Here is a 19,606-nt window from a genome sequence, read left to right as displayed (position 1 = left end):
CATGGAAAATACCGATAGCACGGCCAGCCTGTTCGGCTGGATGGCGTGGACGCCGGAAGTGGCCATCTTCTTCATTTGTATCGGCTTGATGCTGGCCGGCATGACTGTGTGGCAAATCCGTTCGCCCAGCATCGAACGCAAGGGTTTTTTGCCCATGCCGACCACGCGCGGCGACCGTTTGTTCATCGGGCTGCTCACGGCGGCCTATGTGAACCTGGCGTGGGCGGGGTTTACGGAAATGCAGCAGGCGATTGGTGCTGCCATCAGTTTTGTAGTGTTGTTAGTGGTAATGCGTTGGGGATAAGTCGTAGATGAGAACACTGGCCCGCTATCGCAGGCCAGATGACAACTAAAAAGGAGATTCACGATGAAATTGAAGTTCACGGTCTTCGCGGCTGCGGCCATGCTCGTGTCGAATGCGGCCCTGGCCGACGCCAAGCAGGCGCAAACCTGGATCGACAAGGAATTCCAGCCATCCAGCCTGAGCAAGCAGCAGCAGCTTGCTGAAATGAAATGGTTCATCGATGCGGCGGCCAAGCTGAAAGCCAAGGGCATCAAGGAAATTTCCGTGGTCTCGGAAACCATCGACACCCACGTCTACGAATCGAAGACCCTGGCCAAGGCCTTCGAGGAAATCACGGGCATCAAGGTGCGCCACGACATCATCCAGGAAGGCGACGTGGTGGAAAAGCTGCAAACGTCGATGCAGTCCGGCAAGAGCATCTATGACGGCTGGATTTCCGATTCCGATTTGATCGGCACCCACTACCGCTACGGCGCCGTCGAACCGCTGTCCGACTACATGGCCGCCAAGGGCAAGGAATTCACGAATCCGGGCCTGGACCTGAAAGATTTCATCGGCATCAGTTTTACCACGGCGCCCGATGGCAAGGTCTATCAACTGCCCGACCAGCAATTCGCCAACCTGTACTGGTTCCGTGCCGACTGGTTTGCGCGCAAGGATTTGCAAGCCAAGTTCAAGGCCAAGTATGGCTACGAGCTGGGCGTGCCGCAAAACTGGTCCGCGTATGAAGACATCGCCGATTTCTTCACGAATGACGTGAAGGAACTGGACGGCAAAAAAGTCTATGGCCACATGGATTACGGCAAGAAAGATCCGTCGCTGGGCTGGCGCTTCACCGATGCGTGGCTGTCGATGGCTGGCGCGGCCGACAAGGGCATTCCGAACGGCATGCCCGTCGACGAGTGGGGCATCAAGGTCGCGGCCGACAAGTGCACGCCCGTTGGCGCCTCGATGTCGCGCGGCGGCGCCACCAATTCGCCGGCGGCTGTCTTTGCGCTGACGAAATACATCGACTGGATGAAGAAATACGCGCCGCCGCAGGCGAACGGCATGAATTTCTCGGAATCGGGCCCCGTGCCGGCGCAGGGCGAAATCGCCCAGCAAATCTTCTGGTACACGGCGTTTACGGCCGGCATGACGAAACCGGGTTTGCCAGTGGTGAACAAGGATGGCACGCCGAAATGGCGCATGGCGCCGTCGCCGCACGGCCCGTACTGGAAAGAGGGCATGCAGAACGGCTACCAGGACGTGGGTTCCTGGTTCCTGTTCAAGTCCACGCCCGATGACCGCAAGGCCGCCGCCTGGCTGTACGCGCAATTCGTCACGTCGAAAACCGTGTCGCTGAAGAAATCGATCGTCGGCCTGACGTTTATCCGCGATTCCGACATCCGCCACGATTACTTCACGAAACACGCGAACGAATACGGCGGCTTGATCGAGTTCTACCGCAGCCCCGCTCGCGTGGCGTGGACGCCGACCGGCAACAACGTGCCCGACTATCCGAAGCTGGCGCAGCTGTGGTGGAAGAACGTGGCCACGGCGATCACAGCGGAAAAAACGCCGCAAGCGGCCATGGATAACCTGGCCGAGGAAATGGACCAGGTCATGGCGCGTTTGCAGCGTGCCGGCATGAAGGCGTGCGCGCCCAAGCTCAATCCGAAGGTCGATCCGAACCAGTATCTGTCGGACCAGCACGCTCCATGGAAAAAGCTGGCGAATGAAAAGCCGAAGGGTGAAACGATAGCCTACGACAAGCTGCTGCAAGCCTGGAAAGAAGGCAAGGTAAGGTAAACTGCCGCCGCAGTGCTGAGGGCACGGAGCTTGATGGCTCCGTGCCTGTTTTTACCCGTTTTTCGCACCACCAGACAATGACCAAATACATACTTGCTTTAGATCAGGGCACCACCAGTTCGCGCGCCATCCTGTTCGACCATGCGGGACGGCCGCACGCCAGCGCGCAGCGCGAGTTCCGCCAGATTTTCCCCCAGCCGGGCTGGGTCGAGCATGACGCGAACGAAATCTGGGCCTCGCAAGAGGGCGTGCTGCACCAAGTGCTGCGCGACAGCGGCGTGGCCGCGTCCGACGTGGCCGCCATCGGCGTGACCAACCAGCGCGAAACGACGGTGCTGTGGGACCGCGCCACGGGTGAACCCGTCGCCAACGCCATCGTCTGGCAAGACCGCAGAAACGCCGCTTACTGCGAGCAGCTGGTCGAGCAGGGCAAGGCGGACGTGATCCAGCAAAAGACGGGGCTCGTGCTGGACGCCTATTTTTCCGCCACCAAACTTAAATGGCTGCTCGACAACGTTCCCGGCGCCCGCGCGCGCGCCGAACGGGGCGAGCTGGCCTTCGGCACCGTCGACAGCTGGCTGATCTACAAGATGAGCGGCGCCCACTTGACGGACACGAGCAACGCGGCGCGCACCATGCTGTTCAATATCCACACCCTGCAATGGGACACGGACCTGCTGGCGCTGCTCGACATTCCCGCCTCCCTGCTGCCCGACGTCGTGCCCTCGAGCGGCGTGGCCGCGCACACGCATGCGGCACTGCTGGGCGTGTCCGTGCCGATCGCCGGCATCGCGGGCGACCAGCAGGCCGCTACCTTCGGCCAGGCGTGCCTGAAGCCGGGCATGGCCAAGAATACCTATGGCACGGGCTGCTTCATGCTGATGAACGTGGGCAAGCGCCCCTTGCCATCGAAAAACCGTCTGTTGACGACGGTGGGCTGGAGCCTGGGCGCGGGCAGCGACAAGACCGATTACTTGCTCGAAGGCAGCGCCTTTATCGCCGGTGCTGCCGTGCAATGGATGCGCGACGGCATCGGCATCATCCGCGACTCGTCCGAAGTGGAAGCGCTGGCCACCAGCGTGCCCGATTCGGGCGGCCTGGTCTTCGTGCCCGCGTTTGCCGGCTTGGGCGCGCCATACTGGGACCCGTATGCGCGCGGCACCCTGATCGGCATCACGCGCGGCACGGGCAAGGCCCACATCGCGCGCGCGGCGCTGGAGGGTGTGGCTTACCAGAACGTGGATGTACTGTCCGCCATGCAGGACGACGCGGGCATCGGGCTTTCCGAACTGCGCGTCGATGGCGGCGCGGCCCGCAACGACATGCTGATGCAGTTCCAGGCCGACATATTAAATGTGCCCGTGGTGCGCCCCGTGGTAACGGAAACGACAGCCTTGGGCGCCGCCTACCTGGCGGGCCTGGCCGTGGGTTTCTGGGAATCGCAGGAAGAAATCGCCGCCCAGTGGCAGGTGGGGCGCCGCTTCGAACCGAAGATGGCGGCCGATGAACGCTTGAGCCGGCTGCACAAGTGGCAGCGCGCCGTGGAAAGGTCGCGCGACTGGAGCGAGTAAATGTATTGGCTCAGTGCAGCGCAAAATACACGGCGTAACCTACCGTTTCGCGCGGCACCGAGTACACGTCGCGCAGCTCGAAATAGGGCGCATGCACGTTGCCGCTGACGGTGATGCCGCTGCGCTCCAGCGCCAGCCGGAAGCGGGGCACGTGAAAGTATTGCGTAGCCACCATGGCCGTGTGCCAGCCGTGTTGGCGCATCAGGGCTGCAGCGTTGCGGGCCGTGGCGTCCGTCGTCCAGCCTTGATTATCTTTGATGATGGCGCCAGCCGGCACGCCGCGCGATTGCAGGTAGCGGGCCATAGCTGCGGCCTCGTCAAAACCTTCCTTGCCCGTCGCCCCGCTGACGAGGATGCGCGGCGCCCTGTGTTCCTGAAATTGCTTGAGCGCGACGTCGAGTCGCGCCTGCAGCCGGGGGCTGGGCGTGCCGTCTGACAGGATCGTATTGCCCGGCACGACGATCACGTCGGCAGGGGCCAGTTTGTCGTTGAGTCCCGCCAGCACCAGGGCGGCGGTGGCCAGGAGGAAAACAGCAAGAGCACTCAAGCTCAGGAGTATGATTTTTCGCATCGTTGATGGTGAAACTTGTCGTGGACGCATCATACGCGCCCACTCCTGCATGTGTCAGTTCTGCAGGCGCGGTGAACGGCCAAGTAAAGTTGCAACTTAGTTCAGCGGGACAATCCTGGCATGCACATCGGCGTGCTCGCGCAACAGGTACAGTAAGGCTGATCCGTCTATCAGTTCGATCGGCTTATCAGATGAAAAAACATAGGCATCGGGTCCATAGCGGCTGGTCGTAACCAATATGCCTTTGTTCGCACCTTCATTCAGCATGGTTCCGTACAAATCGCGAACGGCGCTCACGCCAACCGCATCCTTATATCGTTTGGCCTGGATGACCACCTTGCCACCCAACACAGGACGGATATCAAATGCCACGGCGTCTACACCACCGTCGCGCGAACCGCGGGTGAGCTTGGTTTCGAGTCCCATTTTGCTGAACAAATTGGCGACCAGGTCTTCAAATTGCGATGGGCTTAGTTCGAGCAAGTTGGAGCGGTTTTCCAACTCGTTCAAGGAATTGCCCTGCACAATGAAGCGCTTGTCGACCATGTTGAATTCGATGATAGGTTTGACCGCGAGCAGTTCCTCGGGACGGGGTGAAACATGGGCGCCCAAGGTGCGCAAGCATGCAACGGGATCCGCCCGCTGCAAATTTATGGCAAGAAACGTGTCACGCGCCGTACGCACTGAAATAACGGGCACGCGGATGTCATGGCCCGTTGCGGGGTCATGGGTATTAATGATTCCCGTAAAGGCGAGTACTTTGATTGCCGATGCCTGATCCGCCTCAAACAGTTCATGCATGGTGCGCAGGGCGATTTCAGCGATCAGCTGCCGGTAAATATCCTGAATTTCCGATGGCTTGCGGATCTTTGATTCGATGCTGTCCTTACTTTTGACGTAGCGAAATTCGCTTGTCGTCGGCACGATGGAAATCAAGGGCAACTCATATTCGACAGCCAGTGTGCCATTCAAACCGTCATAGGCAACGCGAAATTCCTGGGGAAAGTCGTTCAGTGGGTATTCTGATCTGGATAGCACCATGTCGCAATAGGTGACCACGGCATCGCAGTCGTGCGAGAAATATTCCGCCTTGAACTGATCAATTGCACTGTTCCTTTCGGCTTGGCCAGCATGGAAGGCCGCTTTTCGCGCATCGTATTCGCGACGTTCTTGATCTTTGAAAAATTGTTTGGCGATTTCCTGGATACTGAAAGCGATTAACTGCCGGTGATAGTTTTCTGTTGAATTTTTTATTTTAAGTTCATGACGTTTTGCTACATGGGGCATGAATGCTGACCATGAAGGAGGCGGGTGGTGCAGAACTTCCTCCGGAGCGGAGGTGCTGAATAAACGGGGGGATATTTCAAACGGGGCGAATTTTTCTGTTGGCCGAAGACTGTCGAAACTGATCGTATCGTCGACATCAAGGGTGTGGGCCAGCACGCCGCGCAAACCAGCGAGGCAATCCTCAATCTCTTCATTCTTGTCTGCGACCTCCTGTTGCCTCAAATCCAGATAGTCGATCTTTGCCTGCTTTTCTGCCGCCTTTGTATCGCGCATCGATTGCGCAGCAGCCATGCGTTCGTTGCGTTCATGAACCCGCCGTATCGTGGCTGCGCCTCGTGCTTGTCTTGCTTGCTCTCTCTCGGCAGCTGCGATAGCTCTGCTCGTGGCACGGATGAAACCTTCCAATCCAGAGCGTCGGCCCATGTCATATCCCTAGTTCATTGTGGTAATAATAGAATACCGCAAGAAAGTTTTTATCTGGACAATAAATTGATATTCCCAAGTGATCATTGCATTTTTACCATATGCCCAGGAGCCCGCGAGGTTAACTAGGTGTATCTGCATTCAAAATGGATGAAGCGATTGCACCCAAAGATCTTGGCCTGCGATCAGGAATGACCTCCGGATGGATATCCTCATCGGCCGCGATGACATCCGTGGCCCGTTCCAGCTCAATAGCCTGAACCGTCCCACCGTGGTGATCAACCGCCGCAGCGGCGTGATCACGGTCGACGGCGTGATCAAGTTCAGCGGGCGCTGCGACGCCGATGACGGGCACCGGCGCTTTTAGTTACCGCGTCAGACGGACGCAGCCTTGCGCGCGCGCTGGTTCGACAGATAAATATTGTCGATTTCCAGCGGCTTGCCTTCGCTTACGGCCTTGAGCCAGTCCTGCGTGCTGGCGACGGCGGCGAAATTCGAGTGGAACACGGCGCTGAAGACGCGGTGGATTTCCTCGGCGCTGGCCGTGCCGCCCGCATTGGCGTAGGGCAGGGTACCGGTGGCGTCCTGCAGGAATTCCACCTGCAAGCCATCGTGCGCGGCCTGGTAGATGGTGGCCGCGTCGCAGTTGTGCGTCATGTAGCCGATGACGCTCAGGGTGTCGATGCCGTGACTATCGAGCCAGGCGCGCAAGTCCGTGCCCGCAAAGGCGCTGCCCATGGTCTTGTTGATGCGGTGGTCTGCGGCAAAGGCGGCCACTTGCGGATGCAGCTGCCAGCCGTCGCTGCCCTTGGCGAAAATGGGCGAGGCTTCCGGCGCGTCGTGCTGGACGACGATCACGGGTACGCCGGCGGCGCGCGCGGCGGCCATGGCCTGGACGATGTTGGGCAGGGAAATGTCGACGGACGGATATTCGATGGGCATGTCGCCCGTGAAGTATTCATTTTGTACGTCGATGACGAGCAGGGCGCGGCGTGGGGTGCTGGACATGGGTTCTCCTTGAGCGGTTGAAAGAGGAGACAGTTCCTCGATACAGCCATTTTCAAGCTGCGGGGCGTAAATAAAAAGTGGCCCGAAGGCCTATCTAAGATAAAATCGGGCCATGACTACTTCTCTTGCCTTTGCCGCTCCGTTGACGGTGGCCGTGATCGCCTTCGACGGCATGACGCCGTTTCACCTGTCCGTGCCTTGCCTCGTGTTTGGCGCCCAGACCGACGAGGCCGATCTGCCGCCTTTCCACGTGCGCGTGTGCGCCGCCGATCCCACACCGTTGCGCACGGCGGCCGGTTTCGGCATCACGCCCGAGTTCGGCCTGGAAGGACTGGACGGGGCTGATATCGTCATCATGCCGGCCTGGCACGACGATTGCCGCGATGCGGCCGCGCCCCTGGTCGCGGCGCTGCAAGCGGCCAGCCGGCGCGGCGCGCGCATGGTGGGCCTGTGCCTGGGCGCGTTTCCCCTGGCGCAGGCGGGCTTGTTGGATGGAAAGAGCGCGGCCACGCACTGGGGCATGGCGGACCGGTTGGCGGCCCGTTATCCCAAGGTCAGGGTGGACCGGGAAGTGCTGTATGTGGACGATGGCGCCGTGCTGACGTCGGCTGGCGTGGCGGCCGGCCTCGATTGCTGCCTGTATCTGCTGCGCCAGCTGGCGGGCGCCGAGGTGGCGAACCGGGTGGCGCGCCGCCTGCTGGTAGCGCCGCACCGCCAGGGCGGCCAGGCGCAGTTCATCGAGCGCCCGCTGCCCGTGTCCGGCAGCGAAGGGCGCTTTGCCGACGTGCTCGCCAGCGTGACGGCCAGCCTGGGCCAGGCGCACAGCATCGATGCGCTGGCCGAACAGGCCGCCATGAGCCGGCGCAATTTCACGCGCCACTTCCGCCAGGCCATGGGCACGTCGTTCAAGCAGTGGCTGCTGAACCAGCGCCTGGCGCATGCGCAAGGCTTGCTGGAAAAGAGCGCGGCCTCGATCGACATCGTCGCGCAAGAGGCCGGCTTCGGCACGGCCCTGTCGCTGCGCCAGCATTTCCGCGCGAACTTGCAGACGTCGCCTTCGGCGTATCGCAAGCTGTTCCGGCAGCAGCTAGGCCAGGTCGTGGGGCCATAGCGTGGCCGGGTCCCGGCTGCCCTGCGGCAGCCCCGCGCTGACGGCGATTTGCCGTGCGATGAAGGCGGCAGGATCGAAGGCGTAGCGTTCCTGGAACGAGACGGTTTCCGCGCTCATCAGTTCGGCATACGTTTGCATCAGGGTCGAGGCGCGTATCGAGTCGCCCTGGGCCAGGTAGTCGTCGATGGCAGCCAGCAGCACGCAATAATCCCCATTTTCCTTGCTGCCGCCAAAGTGGAACGACAACTGCCCGCAGGCGCGCCAGATGGGGTCAAGCTCCCCCTCCGGCACCGGCTGCGTGCGCAGCCATTGCAAGGCTTTCAGGGGCGGGCCGCCGAATGACGGGGGCGAGATGATGGCCTGGATGGCCACTTTGACGGCATCAGCGGTTCTTCCCGCGCGCACGTCCTGGCCGTGCAGCAGTATCAGGGCGTCCGTATATTCGGGAACGATGGCCAGCGCCGCTTCCAGCAAGGCGATGGCCGCCTCCGGCTTGCGCTGCGCGATCTGTTCCTTGGCTTCCAGGAAAACGGCGCGCGGCGAAGCGGGGTCGTCGGCCAGTGATGGCGTGCCGACATACTCATCCTCCGCTGCTGCGTAGGCTTGCAGAAACGCCGTCAGGCTGGAAAAGTGCGGCTGGATGCGCCACTCGTCGTGCCACGTTTCGACGACGATGGGTTCGCTCGCTTCGCGGCCGATGGGCCAGTACAGGCCGAACGTGTCGCCATTGCCCAGTGCACTTTCTGCAAACGGGGTGAAACCGAGCGGTGGATACGCAGTCGTGTGTTGCCAGTCTTGTTGCGCCGAGATGTGGGCGAGGCTTGCGGGTAATTGCATGGAAGCACCGGAGGAGAAAACGCCAGTGTAGGGCAAGAGGACGCGGCGGGCGCGCGCATCTGCGCATCAGCAAGCGATCACTGAGCTGATAAAATGGAGACTTCTTCGCCCAGGCGGTCTCGCCATGTCCAGTCCATCACAATCTACCATCGGCCTCAGCTTTCGCAGCTATGCGGACATCGGCGCGCCGGACCGCCACGATTTCGTACAGCTGGTGCTGCCCATCAGCGGACAGCTATTGCTGGAAATTGATGGCAGGCAGGGGAAAGTCGATACGCAGCTGGGCGTGGTGATTCCGGCGCACGCCTGGCATGTCCAGCATAGCCAAGTGGCCAATCATTCCATCATTGTCGACGTGGATGCGGCCGCCGTGGCGCACAGCGGCTGGCAACGCCTGCTTGACGGTCCCTACACGGCGATCGGGCCGGGCGCCCGCAAGCTGATGGATTACCTGGGCGTCATGGCGCAGCAGCGGGCGCTGACGCCGGCCATCGTCACGGGCTGGACGCCGCTGTTGCTCGATACCTTGTTGCTGGGAGAGCCGCAGCCCCGTTCGCGCCTGGGCGCACTGCTTACCCGTGTGCAAGCCGAGCCGGGCTTGCCGTGGTCGACGGCGTCGATGGCGCACTTTGCGAATCTCAGCGTCAGCCGCCTGCATGCGTTGTTTCGTGAAGAAATGGATGCCAGCCCGCATGCCTGGCTGTTGCAGCAGCGCTTAGGACGCGCCTGCGACTTGCTTGCCGCCGGCGATGCCAGCCTCGCCGAGATCGCGCTGGCGGCCGGCTTTTCCGAACAGAGCGCATTGACGCGCGCCATGCGCGACAGCATGGATGTCACGCCAGCGGCCTACCGGCGCGCTTGTCGCGATAAATGGGAGAAACGGTCAACAAGGCAGTAGTTGGCGCCAAGAATCGACGCGGCAGACTTGCCACAATCTCCTTTTCAGGAGATTGACCATGCATCAAGAAAACAAGAGCCGGCTGGGCATGCTGGCTGGCATCGCCGCAGGCGCACTGTGGGGGCTGGTATTCCTGGCGCCGGCGCTGATCCCCGCTTTCCAGCCGCTGGAACTGTCCGTGGGCCGCTACCTGGCGTATGGCCTGATCGCGGCCGTGCTCGTTGCACCGTCGTGGCGGCGCCTGCTGCGCGCCTTGAGCTGGCGTGAATGGCGCGGGCTCGTCTGGCTCAGCCTGACAGGCAATATCGTGTATTACGTGCTGCTGGCCAGTGCCGTGCAGACGGGCGGCGTGGCGATGACGTCGATGGTGATCGGCTTGCTGCCGCTGGTCGTCACGCTCGTCGGCAGCCGCGACCGGCATGCCGTGCCGCTGCGGCGCCTGCTCCCTTCCTTGCTGCTGAGCGCGGGCGGGCTGGCCTGCATCAGCTGGCAGTCGCTGGCCAGCCCCCGCCATGCGTCCCTGCTGGGGCTGCTGTGCGCGCTGGCGGCGCTGCTTTCGTGGACGGTGTATGCGGTCGGCAACAGCCGCTGGCTGGGACGGCTGCACTCGGTATCGGCGCAGGAGTGGAATTTGCTCACGGGCGTGGTGACGGGCGCTGCCGCGCTGCTGCTGGCCATTCCCGTCGCGCTTGCCGCACCTGCCGCGCATGGCGGCACGGCCTGGCTGCAGTTTGCGGGTGTCGTCATGGGTGTCGCGCTGCTGTGCTCCGTCGTCGGCAATGGCTTGTGGAACCATGCCAGCCGCGTGTTGCCGCTCACCCTGATGGGGCAGATGATCGTCTTTGAATTCCTGTTTGCCTTGCTGTACGGCTACTTGTGGGAGCAGCGCTGGCCTACGCTGGCCGAGGCAGTGGCCACCATGCTGTTGCTGGCAGGCGTGGCGGCATGCGCCGCGGCGCACCGGCCGCCTACTTGCGCGGCTCGTGTATCCGGAATTTCCTGACGATACCGGCCTGGTCGAACATGACGGCCACTTCGCGCGTGCCTTTTTCGCCGAGCAGGGGGATCAGCCGCGTCACCTTGGGCGCTTGCAGCTGGTTCTTGTAGACCCAGACTTCATAGCCGGGATCGAAGCTGACGACGGTGGCGTTGCCCAGGGCCGCGTCGAGGTCGAGGCGGGTGGTCTTGCCGACCTTGATGTTTTGATAGATGGCGCCATTGTCCGGCGCGCGGTTGACCTTGTATTCACTGGCGGTGCACATGGCCACGGCCAGGCCCGCGAGGCAGGAAGCTGCCAGTTTGATCAATGTGTTCATAGGGACTCCCAGTGTGCATCACTGCTTCCAATCTCAGAGGGGACGGGCGTGATGTCAGGAGAGGAGTGTGCTTGCGAACCAGGTAAAGTGCTACAAAATTATACAAAGGTGCAAAAAACGATGCCTTTGGTTCCGGCAGACGGTACTTTTATCGGCTCTGCAATACGTCGGTCGACAGCGCCAGGGTTTCCTTGATTTCTTCCATCACCACATAGCTTTTCGATTGCGCGGCGCCGGGCAGCTGCAGCAGCATGTCGCCCAGCAGCTTGCGGTATTCGGCCATTTCATGGATGCGCGCCTTGATCAGGTAATCGAAGTCGCCCGACACCAGGTGGCATTCCTGCACCTCGGGAATTTGCAGCACTTCGCGGCGGAATTGCTCGAAGGCGGACGCGGATTTTTGATTGAGCGTAATCTCTACAAAGACGAGCAGCTTGGCGCCCAGCGCGGCCGGGTTCACCTTGGCATGGTAGCCCGTGATGACGCCGTCGCGCTCCATGCGCTTGACCCGCTCGATGCAGGGCGTGATGGACAGTCCCACCTGTTCACCGAGGTCTTTCATCGAGATGCGGCCATCCTGTTGCAGGATGCGCAGGATGTGGCGGTCCAGCTTGTCGAGGCCACGTGCCGATTCTTTAAGGATTCTCATGATTTATTGCTGAATATCTCGATTTATACGTGAACAAATACTGGCTCTTTCCCAATATGATAGCGGTTAATCTGGCGTCAGCCTAAAAAAATATAATGAGGAAACTATGCGTATCGTGATTCTGGGTAGCGGCGTCATCGGCGTCACCAGTGCTTACTATCTGGCCAAGGCAGGACATGAGGTGACCGTCATCGACCGCCAGCCGGGCCCGGCACTGGAAACCAGCTTCGCGAATGCGGGGCAAATCTCGCCCGGCTACGCTTCTCCATGGGCTGCGCCCGGCATTCCCCTGAAAGCCGTGAAGTGGATGATGCAGCGCCACGCGCCCCTGGCCATCTCGCTCGACGGCAGCGCCGCTCAGCTGAAATGGATGTGGCAGATGTTGCGTAATTGCACACCGGAAGCGTATGCCGTGAACAAGGAACGCATGGTGCGCCTGGCCGAATACAGCCGCGACTGCTTCAAGGTGCTGCGCGCCGAGGCGGGCATCACCTATGAAGGCCGCCAGCAAGGCACGATGCAATTGTTCCGCACCGAAAAGCAATACAACGATGCGGCCAAGGATATCGAAGTGTTGAAAGACGCTGGCGTGCCGTACGAAGTACTGCAGCGCAACGAACTGTCGCGCGCCGAACCGGCCCTGGAAGCCGTCAAGGATAAGCTGTTCGGCGGCTTGCGCCTGCCCAACGATGAAACGGGCGATTGCCAGCTGTTTACCACGCGCCTGTCCGAGATGGCTGTGGCACTGGGCGTGAAGTTCCGCTATGGCGTATCGATCGACGCGCTGCTGACGCAGGGTGATGAAATCGCCGGCGTGCAGTGCGGCGCGGAAATCGTCAAGGCCGATTCCTATGTGGTGGCCCTCGGTTCCTATTCGACGGGCTTCATGAAGCCGCTGCTCGATATTCCCGTGTATCCATTGAAAGGCTATTCGATCACCGTGCCGATCGTCAACGCGGCCAAGGCGCCCGTGTCGACCATCCTCGATGAAACCTACAAGATTGCCGTGACCCGTTTCGATGACCGCATCCGCGTGGGCGGCATGGCGGAAATCGCCGGCTACAACCTGAACCTGAACCCGCGCCGCCGCGAAACCCTGGAAATGGTCGTCAACGACCTGTTCCCTGGCGGCGGCAACACGGCGGAAGCCACGTTCTGGACGGGCTTGCGTCCGATGACGCCGGACGGCACGCCGATCGTCGGCCGTACGCCGCTGCGCAACCTGTTCCTCAACACGGGCCACGGCACCTTGGGCTGGACCATGTCCTGCGGTTCGGCACAGTTGCTGGCCGACCTGATGTCGTCGAAGAAGCCGGCCATCCTGGCCGACGACCTGTCCGTCAGCCGCTACAGCGGCGCGCAGGGACATGGCAAACTGCAGCACGCGGCGGCCTGAGATGGGGGCCAGCATGCCTCCGAAGGAACGTAGCGGCGCCATCCTGACGGTGGACCTGGACGCCGTGCGCGCCAACTACCGCTTGCTGCGCGACAAGGCGCACCCGGCCGCCTGCTCGGCCGTCGTCAAGTCCGACGCGTATGGCCTGGGCGCCGCGCAAGTGGGCGCGGCCCTGTATGAAGAAGGCTGCCGCCATTTCTTCGTGGCGCACCTGGAAGAGGGCATCAGCCTGCGCCCGCACGTGGCGCCGGACGCGGACATCTTCGTGCTGCACGGTCCGCCCGTCGGCACGGAAGGCGAATTCACGGCCCATGGCCTGATTCCCGTGCTCAACAGCGAGCCGCAGGTGGCTGGCTGGCGCGCGCATGCGAAGGCGCTGGGCAAAACCTTGGAAGCGAATGTGCAGGTCGACACGGGCATGTCGCGCATGGGTTTGTCGCCGCAGGAAATCGACGCCTGGCTGCTGGACCCGCACTTTCTCGACGGCATCAAAGTGCGCTACCTCATGAGTCACCTGGCTTGCGCCGACGAGCGCAGCAACCCGATGAATGGCGAGCAGCTGGCACGTTTCACGGCCATCCGCGCCCGTTTGCCGCAATACCGCGCCAGCCTGGCCAATTCCTCGGGCATCTTTTTGTCGCCCGACTATCACTTCGACCTGGTGCGCCCCGGTGCCGCCCTGTACGGCATCGGGCCGCAGGGCGGCGAGCCGAATCCCCTGCGCTCCGTGGTGCGCCTGCAAGGCAAGGTTTTGCAGACGCGCACGATTGCCGCCGGCGACCACGTGGGCTATAGCCGCCGCTATACGGCCAGCGAGCCGCGCCAGGTGGCCACTGTTTCCGTCGGTTACGCCGATGGCTGGCTGCGCAGCATGAGCAACCAGGGCCTGGCCATCGTCGACGGGGTGAAAGTGCCGCAAATCGGCGCCATCTCGATGGATTCCATCACCTTGGACGTGAGCGCCATCGCCGAAGAACGCGTCGCGCCGGGCAGCCTGGTCGACCTGATCTGCGCCGAACACCCGGTTGACGCCGTGGCGGCCATGGCCAATACCATCGGCTACGAGGTATTGACGAACCTGGGCGGGCGCTATTACCGCGAATACCAGGGATTGGCTGGCGCACGCTAAACAGCGCGAAACCCATGATTGTGTGGCAAGATAGCCCCGGTGTGAACTCCACTCTGGGGCTTCTTTTTAACCATCATCGGGGATATATATGAGCCAATATAACGTTGCTATCATCGTCGGCAGCCTGCGCAAGGATTCCTTCAATCGCAAGCTGGCCGACGCCATCGTCAAGCTGGCGCCGCCCGAATTTTCCTTCAAGCACATCGAAATTGGCGACTTGCCGCTGTACAACCAGGATGACGATGGCGCACAGGCCGAGCAGGTGCTGCGCCTCAAATCCGACATTTCCGCCTCGCAAGCCTTGCTCTTCCTCACTCCCGAATACAACCGCTCGATTCCCGGCGTGCTGAAAAACGCGCTCGACCACGGTTCGCGTCCGTATGGCCAGAGCGTGTGGGGCGGCAAGCCGGGTGCCGTGCTCGGCGTGTCCGTCGGTGCCACCGGCACGGCCCTGGCGCAGCAGCATTTGCGCAATGTGCTGTCCTACCTGGACGTGCCGCTGCTGAACCAGCCTGAAATGTTTATCCAGGCCAAGGACGGCCTGTTTGACGAACATGGCGGCATCGGTCCGGCCAGCCTCGGTTTCTTCCAGGGCTGGATGCAGCGCTACGTGGACTGGGTCCGCAAGCACGCTATCCACGCTTGATGCAGATCAAAGCGGCAGCGTTCTGCGTTGCCGCTTGTACATTTTCTTTGACCATGGATGCCAACATTTCAATATTGGCACGGGCGTCTCGGTATAATGCGCTCTTTCTTTAGCGCAATACTTTCCTATTTCTTGCCGACCCCATGTGGACTAAACCTGTTCTGCGCATGAACCTGCGCCGTTTGATCGTGCTCGTGGCCTTTGCCAGCGCTCTGGTGTCTCTGGCCAATACGTTTTATGCCAGTTACAGCGTGCAGCGCCAGCTGCTGATCGATACGACCCTGGAAGCGAACCACGCGTATGCGAGCAAGCTGGCCAGCACGGCCGAGGATTTCCTGCAGTCGGCGCGTCAGCAATTGGCCTACAGCGCCGGCGGCCTGCCCTCGCGCATGGGCGACGATGGGTGGCTGACGGACGAGGCGCAGCGTTTGCGCCTGCAAACCAACAGTTTCAATTCCGTGCTCATCGTCAATGCGGACGGCAAGGTGCTGGGCGTATCGCCTGAAACCCTGGCCCTGAAAAACCGCACGCTCGACTCCGTCGGCGCCGTGCAGGCGTTGCGCGAACGGCGCCCGCTGGTGACGCAGCCCTACGTGTCCTCGGCCGGCAACCTGGTGGTCTTCATTTCGCATCCCATCATTGGCAAGGATGGCCGCTACCTCGGCTATGTGGGCGGCAGCATCTACCTGAAACAGAAAAACATCCTGTACACCATGCTGGGCCAGCATTACTACCGCGACGGCTCCTACCTGTACGTGGTGGACCAGAACCGGCGCCTGCTGTACCACCCGGACCCCGAGCGCCTGGGCGACCTGGCCGGCAAGAATGACGTCATCGACACCATCGTCGCGCAGCAGGGCGGCGGCAACCGGCGCATGAGCAACAGCCTGGGCGTGGACATGCTGGCCGGCTACGCCGTCATGCCGTCGACGGGCTGGGGCATCGTGGCGCAGCGTCCCACGGCCATGACCCTGGCCCCGCTGAACCAGCTGATGGCCAACACGGTATGGCATTCGCTGCCGATCGCCTTGCTGAGCCTGCCATTCATCTGGTGGCTGGCCAGCCTGATTTCACGCCCCCTGATGCAGCTGGCCGACGGCGCGCGGCGCATGGATGCGCCCGGCACGGCCGAGCACATCGCCGGTATCCGTGCCTGGTATGTGGAGGCGGCGCAAATCAAGAAAGCCCTGCTGAAGGGCTTGGCGTTGTTGCAGAACAAGATCGGCAAGTTGAAGACCGACGTGCAGACAGACCCGCTGACAGGCCTGTCGAACCGGCGCGGCATGGCGGCGGCGCTCGACGTCTGGCAGGCGCAGGCGCGGCCGTTTTCCGTCATCGCCATCGACATCGACCATTTCAAGCAAGTCAACGACCAGTGGGGCCATGCCGTGGGCGACGACGTCATCCTGCGCCTGGCGCAGCTGATGCGCGCCTGTTCGCGCGATGCCGACGTGCTGTGCCGTACTGGCGGCGATGAATTCATCATGCTGCTGCCCGACGCCGACCTCGACGCGGCCCTGCAGGTGGCCGAGCGTTTGCGCGCCAGGGTGGCCGCCGCCGTGATTCCCGGCGCGGGCGCCATCACGGTCTCGCTGGGCGTCGTGTCGTCGGAACAGGAGGCGGGCACCACGGACGCCGTGCTGCTGGCCGCCGATGCCGCGCTGTACGTGGCCAAGGAAAACGGACGCAATTGCGTGGGCATCACGGAGCCTGCCTGATAAACTGATCCGCTGTTTTCTGTTGCATCTGAGCCTGTCCGCTTTGCCCGCCAGCGCTTACCATGTGACCCTGATCAGCTACAACGAGGACAACGGGCATGGCAGGGATGGATATTGATGACGTTTGAGCAAGCACCTGGCATCCGTTGCGAAGTCGCTGGACAGCCGCACCCGCTGTCCTATCTGGGCTGCCGCGGACTCAACTATGGCCAGCACAGCGTGCTGCCGCTGCACCCGTTCCGCCTGAGCGTGCCGGAAGCGGCGCTGGCGGATTTGCTCGACGAGCCGTTCAACAGTTTTATCCAGACTTGCCGCGAGGACGACCTGCAGGACGAGGAAAGCGACTTGCCCGCGCTCAAGGAAGCGGGCTATCCCGACATCACGGCCATGCTGGCGTGCCACCGGCAGCTGCTGGCCGAAATGCTGTACGACTTCATGATCAGCGATTTAATGGACGCGATCGGGCGAGCCAGCGGCTACCGGAGTCAGGTTCCACGCTACTGGGGCGATGTGGAGGCGGCGGACAACCGCGCGTATTTCATCGTCAATGAAGTGGAGACAGTCTCCTTTGCCGATGGTCAGGTCATATTCGAAGGGCAGGGCTACTACGGCACCTACGTCATCTGGCTGACGCACGGCTATGTCCGTAAATAGGGGCTTGACCTTCCTCATGTGGGAAGGTTTATAGTTGTGCCATGAACCGTGCCTTTTTCCGCTTTCTCGCCCGCTCGCTGCTCTGGCTGCTAGCCGTCACGCTGCCCTTGCAGGGCTTTGCGTCGGCCATGCGCAGCTGCTGCGTGGATGAGCTGGCGGTCGCTGTCACGGTCACTGCTGCCGCAATGGAGGCGCCCCCGTGCCACGACATGACGGATATGCAGATGCAGGACCAGCCGATGAAAATGGCCATGGACGCTGGCGGCGCCACGCACCACGGTCACGATTGCAGCAACCATGGCGCTTGCACGGTGGGTGCCACGGCGCCGCCCGGCATGCCTGCCTTGCACGCCTTGACCCTGCGCGCGCCGCCTCCGGCGCTGGCGCCCGATTCCCTGTTCGCCGGGCATATCCCGCCTGGTCCCGAACGTCCCCCGAGAAGCACGCGCTCCGCCTGACCGCCCGTTGAACCTGGCGGTGCCGCCGTCGCACGTCCCAGCATCCTGAGCCTTGCACCGGCCGCGCCAGCGTTCCAGTCGCGCGCCCGCCGCGCCATACCCTGTCATTCAAGGAATACCATGAAACACCTGTTCAGCCTCGCGCTGGCTGTGCTGCCGCTGGCTGCCGCAGCGCAGTCCCAGCCCGCCCCGCAAGAGGCGCAAGCATCCGTGCCGGCCACCACCTACCGCTCCGCCTTCGCCGGCTACCGTCCCGCCGCCGAGGACGAGGCCACGCCCGACCAGACCTGGCGCGCCGTCAACGACAAAGTCGGCAAGGCCGGCGGCCATATGGGCATGATGAAAATGGATGGCCACAAGATGGATGGCCACAAAATGGAAGGGCACAAGATGCCGATGGCCCAGCCCAACCCCAACCCCAAGCCCGATGCCAAGCCTGCCCCGCAACATCAGCACCACCAGCATGAAGGACACTGACATGACGCGTTTCAAGAACCCGTATGGCCTTACGCCGCTGGCCCTGGCGGCCGTCCTGCTGCTCAGCGGCTGCGCCAGCTTCAGCCAGGATGGCGGCATGCAGACGGTCTCCGCGCTGGCCGACGCCCGCACGGGCGCCCCGGCGGCGCTGGCGGACAAGGGCGGCGAGGACAAGCTGACGCAATTGCTGGCCCAGCCCCTGGACGCCGACAGCGCCGTGCGCATCGCCCTGATGAACAACCACGGCATGAAGGTGGCGCTGGCCGAACTGGGCGCGTCCGAATCGGACCTCGTGCAAGCGGGGCGCTTGCGCAATCCCGGCCTGTCGTTCGGCCGCTCGCACGGCAGCCACGGCAATGAAATCGACCGCGGCGTCAGCTTCGACCTGGCTGGCCTGCTGACCATGCCGATGCGCGTGAACATCGAGCGGGGCCGTTTCGAGCAAGCCAAGCTGCAGGCCGCCAGCAGCGCCGTGCAACTGGCATCCGACACGCGCCGCGCCTACTTCAACGCCGTGGCCGCCGTGCAGACGGAAGCGTTCATGCAGCGCGCGCTGCTGTCGGCCGAGGCTGGCGCCGAACTGGCCACGCGCTTGCAGCAGGCGGGCAACTGGAGCCGCCTCGACCAGGCGCGCCAGCAAGTGTTTTATGCGGACGCCGCCGGCGACCTGGCGCGCGCCCGCCACCAGGCATTGGTGACGCGCGAGCACCTGACGCGCTTGCTGGGCCTGTGGGGCAAGCAGACCAGCTTTACTTTGCCATCGCGCTTGCCCGACTTGCCGGCCCAGGCGGCGGACGCGGGCAATATCGAGGCGCAGGCGATGGAGCAGCGCCTCGACGTGCAAAGAGCGAAACTCGACGTGCATGCGACGGCCGATGCGCTGGGCTTGTCCAAGGTGACGGGCTTCATCAATGTGCTCGACGTGGGCTACACCAACAAGAGCAGCAGCGAGGCGCCGCGCGAAAACGGCTATGAAGTGTCGCTGGAATTGCCGCTGTTCGACTGGGGCTCGGCGCGCAATGCGAAGGCGCAAGCCTTGTACGAGCAGTCGCTGCAGCGCACGGCGGGCACGGCTGTCAAAGCCCGCTCGGAAGTGCGCGAAGCGTATTCGAGCTACCGCACGGCCTACGACCTGGCGCGCCACTACCGCGATGAAGTCGTGCCGCTGCGCAAGACGATCTCGCATGAAGTATTGCTGCGCTACAACGGCATGCTGGCCAGCGTCTTCGAGCTGCTGGCCGACGCGCGCGAACAGGTCGCCAGCGTCAACAGCGCCATCGAAACCCAGCGCGATTTCTGGATCGCGCAAACCGAATTGCAGTCAGCCATCAATGGCAGCGGCCCAGCCAACAAGGAATAATG

The 19,606-nt window shown here is 62.4% G+C and carries 21 protein-coding genes; 15 read left to right on the top strand and 6 right to left on the bottom strand.

The window, feature by feature from the left end:
* The first annotated feature begins 1 nt into the window (after nt 1).
* From OPV09_RS19795 to glpK, 3 genes are all read left to right on the top strand, one after another.
* Nucleotides 2-304, top strand: a complete 303-nt coding sequence (locus tag OPV09_RS19795; protein ID WP_338679184.1) for a DUF2160 domain-containing protein — start codon at nt 2-4, stop codon at nt 302-304.
* Nucleotides 305-367: 63 nt separating this feature from the next.
* Nucleotides 368-2,095, top strand: coding sequence for an ABC transporter substrate-binding protein (locus OPV09_RS19790; RefSeq protein ID WP_034779106.1), 1,728 nt, complete (start codon nt 368-370; stop codon nt 2,093-2,095).
* 77 nt (nt 2,096-2,172) lie between these two features.
* A complete protein-coding gene (gene glpK, locus OPV09_RS19785; protein WP_338679183.1) occupies nt 2,173-3,666 on the top strand; it encodes a glycerol kinase GlpK in 1,494 nt (497 codons plus the stop codon).
* 10 nt (nt 3,667-3,676) lie between these two features.
* Here glpK and OPV09_RS19780 read toward each other — a convergent pair whose 3' ends face one another.
* The gene (locus OPV09_RS19780) at nt 3,677-4,213 is read right to left on the bottom strand and encodes a YdcF family protein (protein ID WP_338679182.1); all 537 of its coding nucleotides are present in this window, start codon (nt 4,211-4,213) and stop codon (nt 3,677-3,679) included.
* A 120-nt stretch (nt 4,214-4,333) separates the two neighbouring features.
* Nucleotides 4,334-5,947: a restriction endonuclease gene (locus OPV09_RS19775; protein WP_070302010.1), complete on the bottom strand. Its 1,614-nt coding sequence runs from the start codon at nt 5,945-5,947 to the stop codon at nt 4,334-4,336.
* Between the two features lie 202 nt (nt 5,948-6,149).
* Here OPV09_RS19775 and OPV09_RS19770 point away from each other — a divergent pair, with 202 nt between their 5' ends.
* The gene (locus OPV09_RS19770; protein ID WP_161781513.1) at nt 6,150-6,314 is read left to right on the top strand and encodes a hypothetical protein; all 165 of its coding nucleotides are present in this window, start codon (nt 6,150-6,152) and stop codon (nt 6,312-6,314) included.
* Nucleotides 6,315-6,322: 8 nt separating this feature from the next.
* Here OPV09_RS19770 and OPV09_RS19765 read toward each other — a convergent pair whose 3' ends face one another.
* On the bottom strand, nt 6,323-6,955 hold the full coding sequence (locus OPV09_RS19765; protein ID WP_034754976.1) for a cysteine hydrolase family protein: 633 nt from the start codon (nt 6,953-6,955) through the stop codon (nt 6,323-6,325).
* A 142-nt stretch (nt 6,956-7,097) separates the two neighbouring features.
* On the opposite strand from OPV09_RS19765, the gene OPV09_RS19760 reads away from it, so the two are divergent.
* Nucleotides 7,098-8,066: a GlxA family transcriptional regulator gene (locus OPV09_RS19760; protein ID WP_425324059.1), complete on the top strand. Its 969-nt coding sequence runs from the start codon at nt 7,098-7,100 to the stop codon at nt 8,064-8,066.
* Here the strand turns inward: OPV09_RS19760 and OPV09_RS19755 are convergent.
* Nucleotides 8,043-8,903 (bottom strand): hypothetical protein, encoded by an 861-nt coding sequence (locus OPV09_RS19755; protein WP_338679180.1) that lies wholly within the window; start codon nt 8,901-8,903, stop codon nt 8,043-8,045. The two genes, OPV09_RS19760 and OPV09_RS19755, sit on opposite strands and share 24 nt — an antisense overlap.
* Nucleotides 8,904-9,027: 124 nt before the next feature.
* Between OPV09_RS19755 and OPV09_RS19750 the strand changes: the two genes are divergently transcribed.
* Together OPV09_RS19750 and OPV09_RS19745 are read left to right on the top strand one after the other, a co-directional pair.
* Entirely contained in the window at nt 9,028-9,801 is a 774-nt protein-coding gene (locus OPV09_RS19750; RefSeq protein ID WP_338679179.1) for an AraC family transcriptional regulator, read from the top strand.
* A gap of 58 nt (nt 9,802-9,859) precedes the next feature.
* On the top strand, nt 9,860-10,804 hold the full coding sequence (locus tag OPV09_RS19745) for a DMT family transporter (RefSeq protein ID WP_338679178.1): 945 nt from the start codon (nt 9,860-9,862) through the stop codon (nt 10,802-10,804).
* On the opposite strand, the gene OPV09_RS19740 is transcribed toward OPV09_RS19745, so the two are convergent.
* Nucleotides 10,770-11,117, bottom strand: a complete 348-nt coding sequence (locus OPV09_RS19740; protein WP_034754978.1) for a hypothetical protein — start codon at nt 11,115-11,117, stop codon at nt 10,770-10,772. The two genes, OPV09_RS19745 and OPV09_RS19740, sit on opposite strands and share 35 nt — an antisense overlap.
* 148 nt (nt 11,118-11,265) lie before the next feature.
* Nucleotides 11,266-11,766 carry an Lrp/AsnC ligand binding domain-containing protein gene (locus OPV09_RS19735; protein WP_034754979.1) on the bottom strand — a complete coding sequence of 167 codons (501 nt, stop codon included), beginning with the start codon at nt 11,764-11,766 and terminating at the stop codon, nt 11,266-11,268.
* Nucleotides 11,767-11,872: 106 nt separating this feature from the next.
* Between OPV09_RS19735 and OPV09_RS19730 the strand changes: the two genes are divergently transcribed.
* From OPV09_RS19730 to OPV09_RS19695, 8 genes are all read left to right on the top strand, one after another.
* On the top strand, nt 11,873-13,162 hold the full coding sequence (locus OPV09_RS19730) for a D-amino acid dehydrogenase (protein WP_034754980.1): 1,290 nt from the start codon (nt 11,873-11,875) through the stop codon (nt 13,160-13,162).
* Between the two features lie 13 nt (nt 13,163-13,175).
* Nucleotides 13,176-14,291 (top strand): alanine racemase, encoded by a 1,116-nt coding sequence (gene alr, locus OPV09_RS19725; protein ID WP_331776117.1) that lies wholly within the window; start codon nt 13,176-13,178, stop codon nt 14,289-14,291.
* An 88-nt stretch (nt 14,292-14,379) separates the two neighbouring features.
* On the top strand, nt 14,380-14,937 hold the full coding sequence (locus OPV09_RS19720) for an NADPH-dependent FMN reductase (RefSeq protein WP_219327269.1): 558 nt from the start codon (nt 14,380-14,382) through the stop codon (nt 14,935-14,937).
* A gap of 143 nt (nt 14,938-15,080) precedes the next feature.
* On the top strand, nt 15,081-16,655 hold the full coding sequence (locus OPV09_RS19715; RefSeq protein WP_338679176.1) for a sensor domain-containing diguanylate cyclase: 1,575 nt from the start codon (nt 15,081-15,083) through the stop codon (nt 16,653-16,655).
* Nucleotides 16,656-16,772: 117 nt separating this feature from the next.
* Nucleotides 16,773-17,309, top strand: a complete 537-nt coding sequence (locus OPV09_RS19710; RefSeq protein ID WP_338679175.1) for a hypothetical protein — start codon at nt 16,773-16,775, stop codon at nt 17,307-17,309.
* Between the two features lie 41 nt (nt 17,310-17,350).
* The gene (locus OPV09_RS19705) at nt 17,351-17,767 is read left to right on the top strand and encodes a hypothetical protein (RefSeq protein ID WP_338679174.1); all 417 of its coding nucleotides are present in this window, start codon (nt 17,351-17,353) and stop codon (nt 17,765-17,767) included.
* 120 nt (nt 17,768-17,887) lie between these two features.
* On the top strand, nt 17,888-18,244 hold the full coding sequence (locus tag OPV09_RS19700; RefSeq protein ID WP_338679173.1) for a hypothetical protein: 357 nt from the start codon (nt 17,888-17,890) through the stop codon (nt 18,242-18,244).
* A 1-nt stretch (nt 18,245) separates the two neighbouring features.
* The gene (locus OPV09_RS19695) at nt 18,246-19,604 is read left to right on the top strand and encodes a TolC family protein (RefSeq protein ID WP_338679172.1); all 1,359 of its coding nucleotides are present in this window, start codon (nt 18,246-18,248) and stop codon (nt 19,602-19,604) included.
* Nucleotides 19,605-19,606: the final 2 nt, after the last annotated feature.

The organism is Janthinobacterium sp. TB1-E2 (genome assembly GCF_036885605.1).
Lineage (GTDB): Bacteria > Pseudomonadota > Gammaproteobacteria > Burkholderiales > Burkholderiaceae_D > Janthinobacterium > Janthinobacterium aestuarii.
This window is presented reverse-complemented; position numbering and strand designations above follow the sequence as displayed.

Coding starts and splice junctions, on each gene's coding strand:
- OPV09_RS19795 (WP_338679184.1), top strand. CDS start 2: ATGGAAAATACCGATAGCACGGCCAGCCTGTTCGGCTGGATGGCGTGG.
- OPV09_RS19790 (WP_034779106.1), top strand. CDS start 368: ATGAAATTGAAGTTCACGGTCTTCGCGGCTGCGGCCATGCTCGTGTCG.
- glpK (WP_338679183.1), top strand. CDS start 2,173: ATGACCAAATACATACTTGCTTTAGATCAGGGCACCACCAGTTCGCGC.
- OPV09_RS19775 (WP_070302010.1), bottom strand. CDS start 5,947: ATGGGCCGACGCTCTGGATTGGAAGGTTTCATCCGTGCCACGAGCAGA.
- OPV09_RS19770 (WP_161781513.1), top strand. CDS start 6,150: ATGGATATCCTCATCGGCCGCGATGACATCCGTGGCCCGTTCCAGCTC.
- OPV09_RS19765 (WP_034754976.1), bottom strand. CDS start 6,955: ATGTCCAGCACCCCACGCCGCGCCCTGCTCGTCATCGACGTACAAAAT.
- OPV09_RS19755 (WP_338679180.1), bottom strand. CDS start 8,903: ATGCAATTACCCGCAAGCCTCGCCCACATCTCGGCGCAACAAGACTGG.
- OPV09_RS19750 (WP_338679179.1), top strand. CDS start 9,028: ATGTCCAGTCCATCACAATCTACCATCGGCCTCAGCTTTCGCAGCTAT.
- OPV09_RS19745 (WP_338679178.1), top strand. CDS start 9,860: ATGCATCAAGAAAACAAGAGCCGGCTGGGCATGCTGGCTGGCATCGCC.
- OPV09_RS19740 (WP_034754978.1), bottom strand. CDS start 11,117: ATGAACACATTGATCAAACTGGCAGCTTCCTGCCTCGCGGGCCTGGCC.
- OPV09_RS19735 (WP_034754979.1), bottom strand. CDS start 11,766: ATGAGAATCCTTAAAGAATCGGCACGTGGCCTCGACAAGCTGGACCGC.
- OPV09_RS19730 (WP_034754980.1), top strand. CDS start 11,873: ATGCGTATCGTGATTCTGGGTAGCGGCGTCATCGGCGTCACCAGTGCT.
- alr (WP_331776117.1), top strand. CDS start 13,176: ATGCCTCCGAAGGAACGTAGCGGCGCCATCCTGACGGTGGACCTGGAC.
- OPV09_RS19720 (WP_219327269.1), top strand. CDS start 14,380: ATGAGCCAATATAACGTTGCTATCATCGTCGGCAGCCTGCGCAAGGAT.
- OPV09_RS19715 (WP_338679176.1), top strand. CDS start 15,081: ATGTGGACTAAACCTGTTCTGCGCATGAACCTGCGCCGTTTGATCGTG.
- OPV09_RS19710 (WP_338679175.1), top strand. CDS start 16,773: ATGACGTTTGAGCAAGCACCTGGCATCCGTTGCGAAGTCGCTGGACAG.
- OPV09_RS19705 (WP_338679174.1), top strand. CDS start 17,351: ATGAACCGTGCCTTTTTCCGCTTTCTCGCCCGCTCGCTGCTCTGGCTG.
- OPV09_RS19700 (WP_338679173.1), top strand. CDS start 17,888: ATGAAACACCTGTTCAGCCTCGCGCTGGCTGTGCTGCCGCTGGCTGCC.
- OPV09_RS19695 (WP_338679172.1), top strand. CDS start 18,246: ATGACGCGTTTCAAGAACCCGTATGGCCTTACGCCGCTGGCCCTGGCG.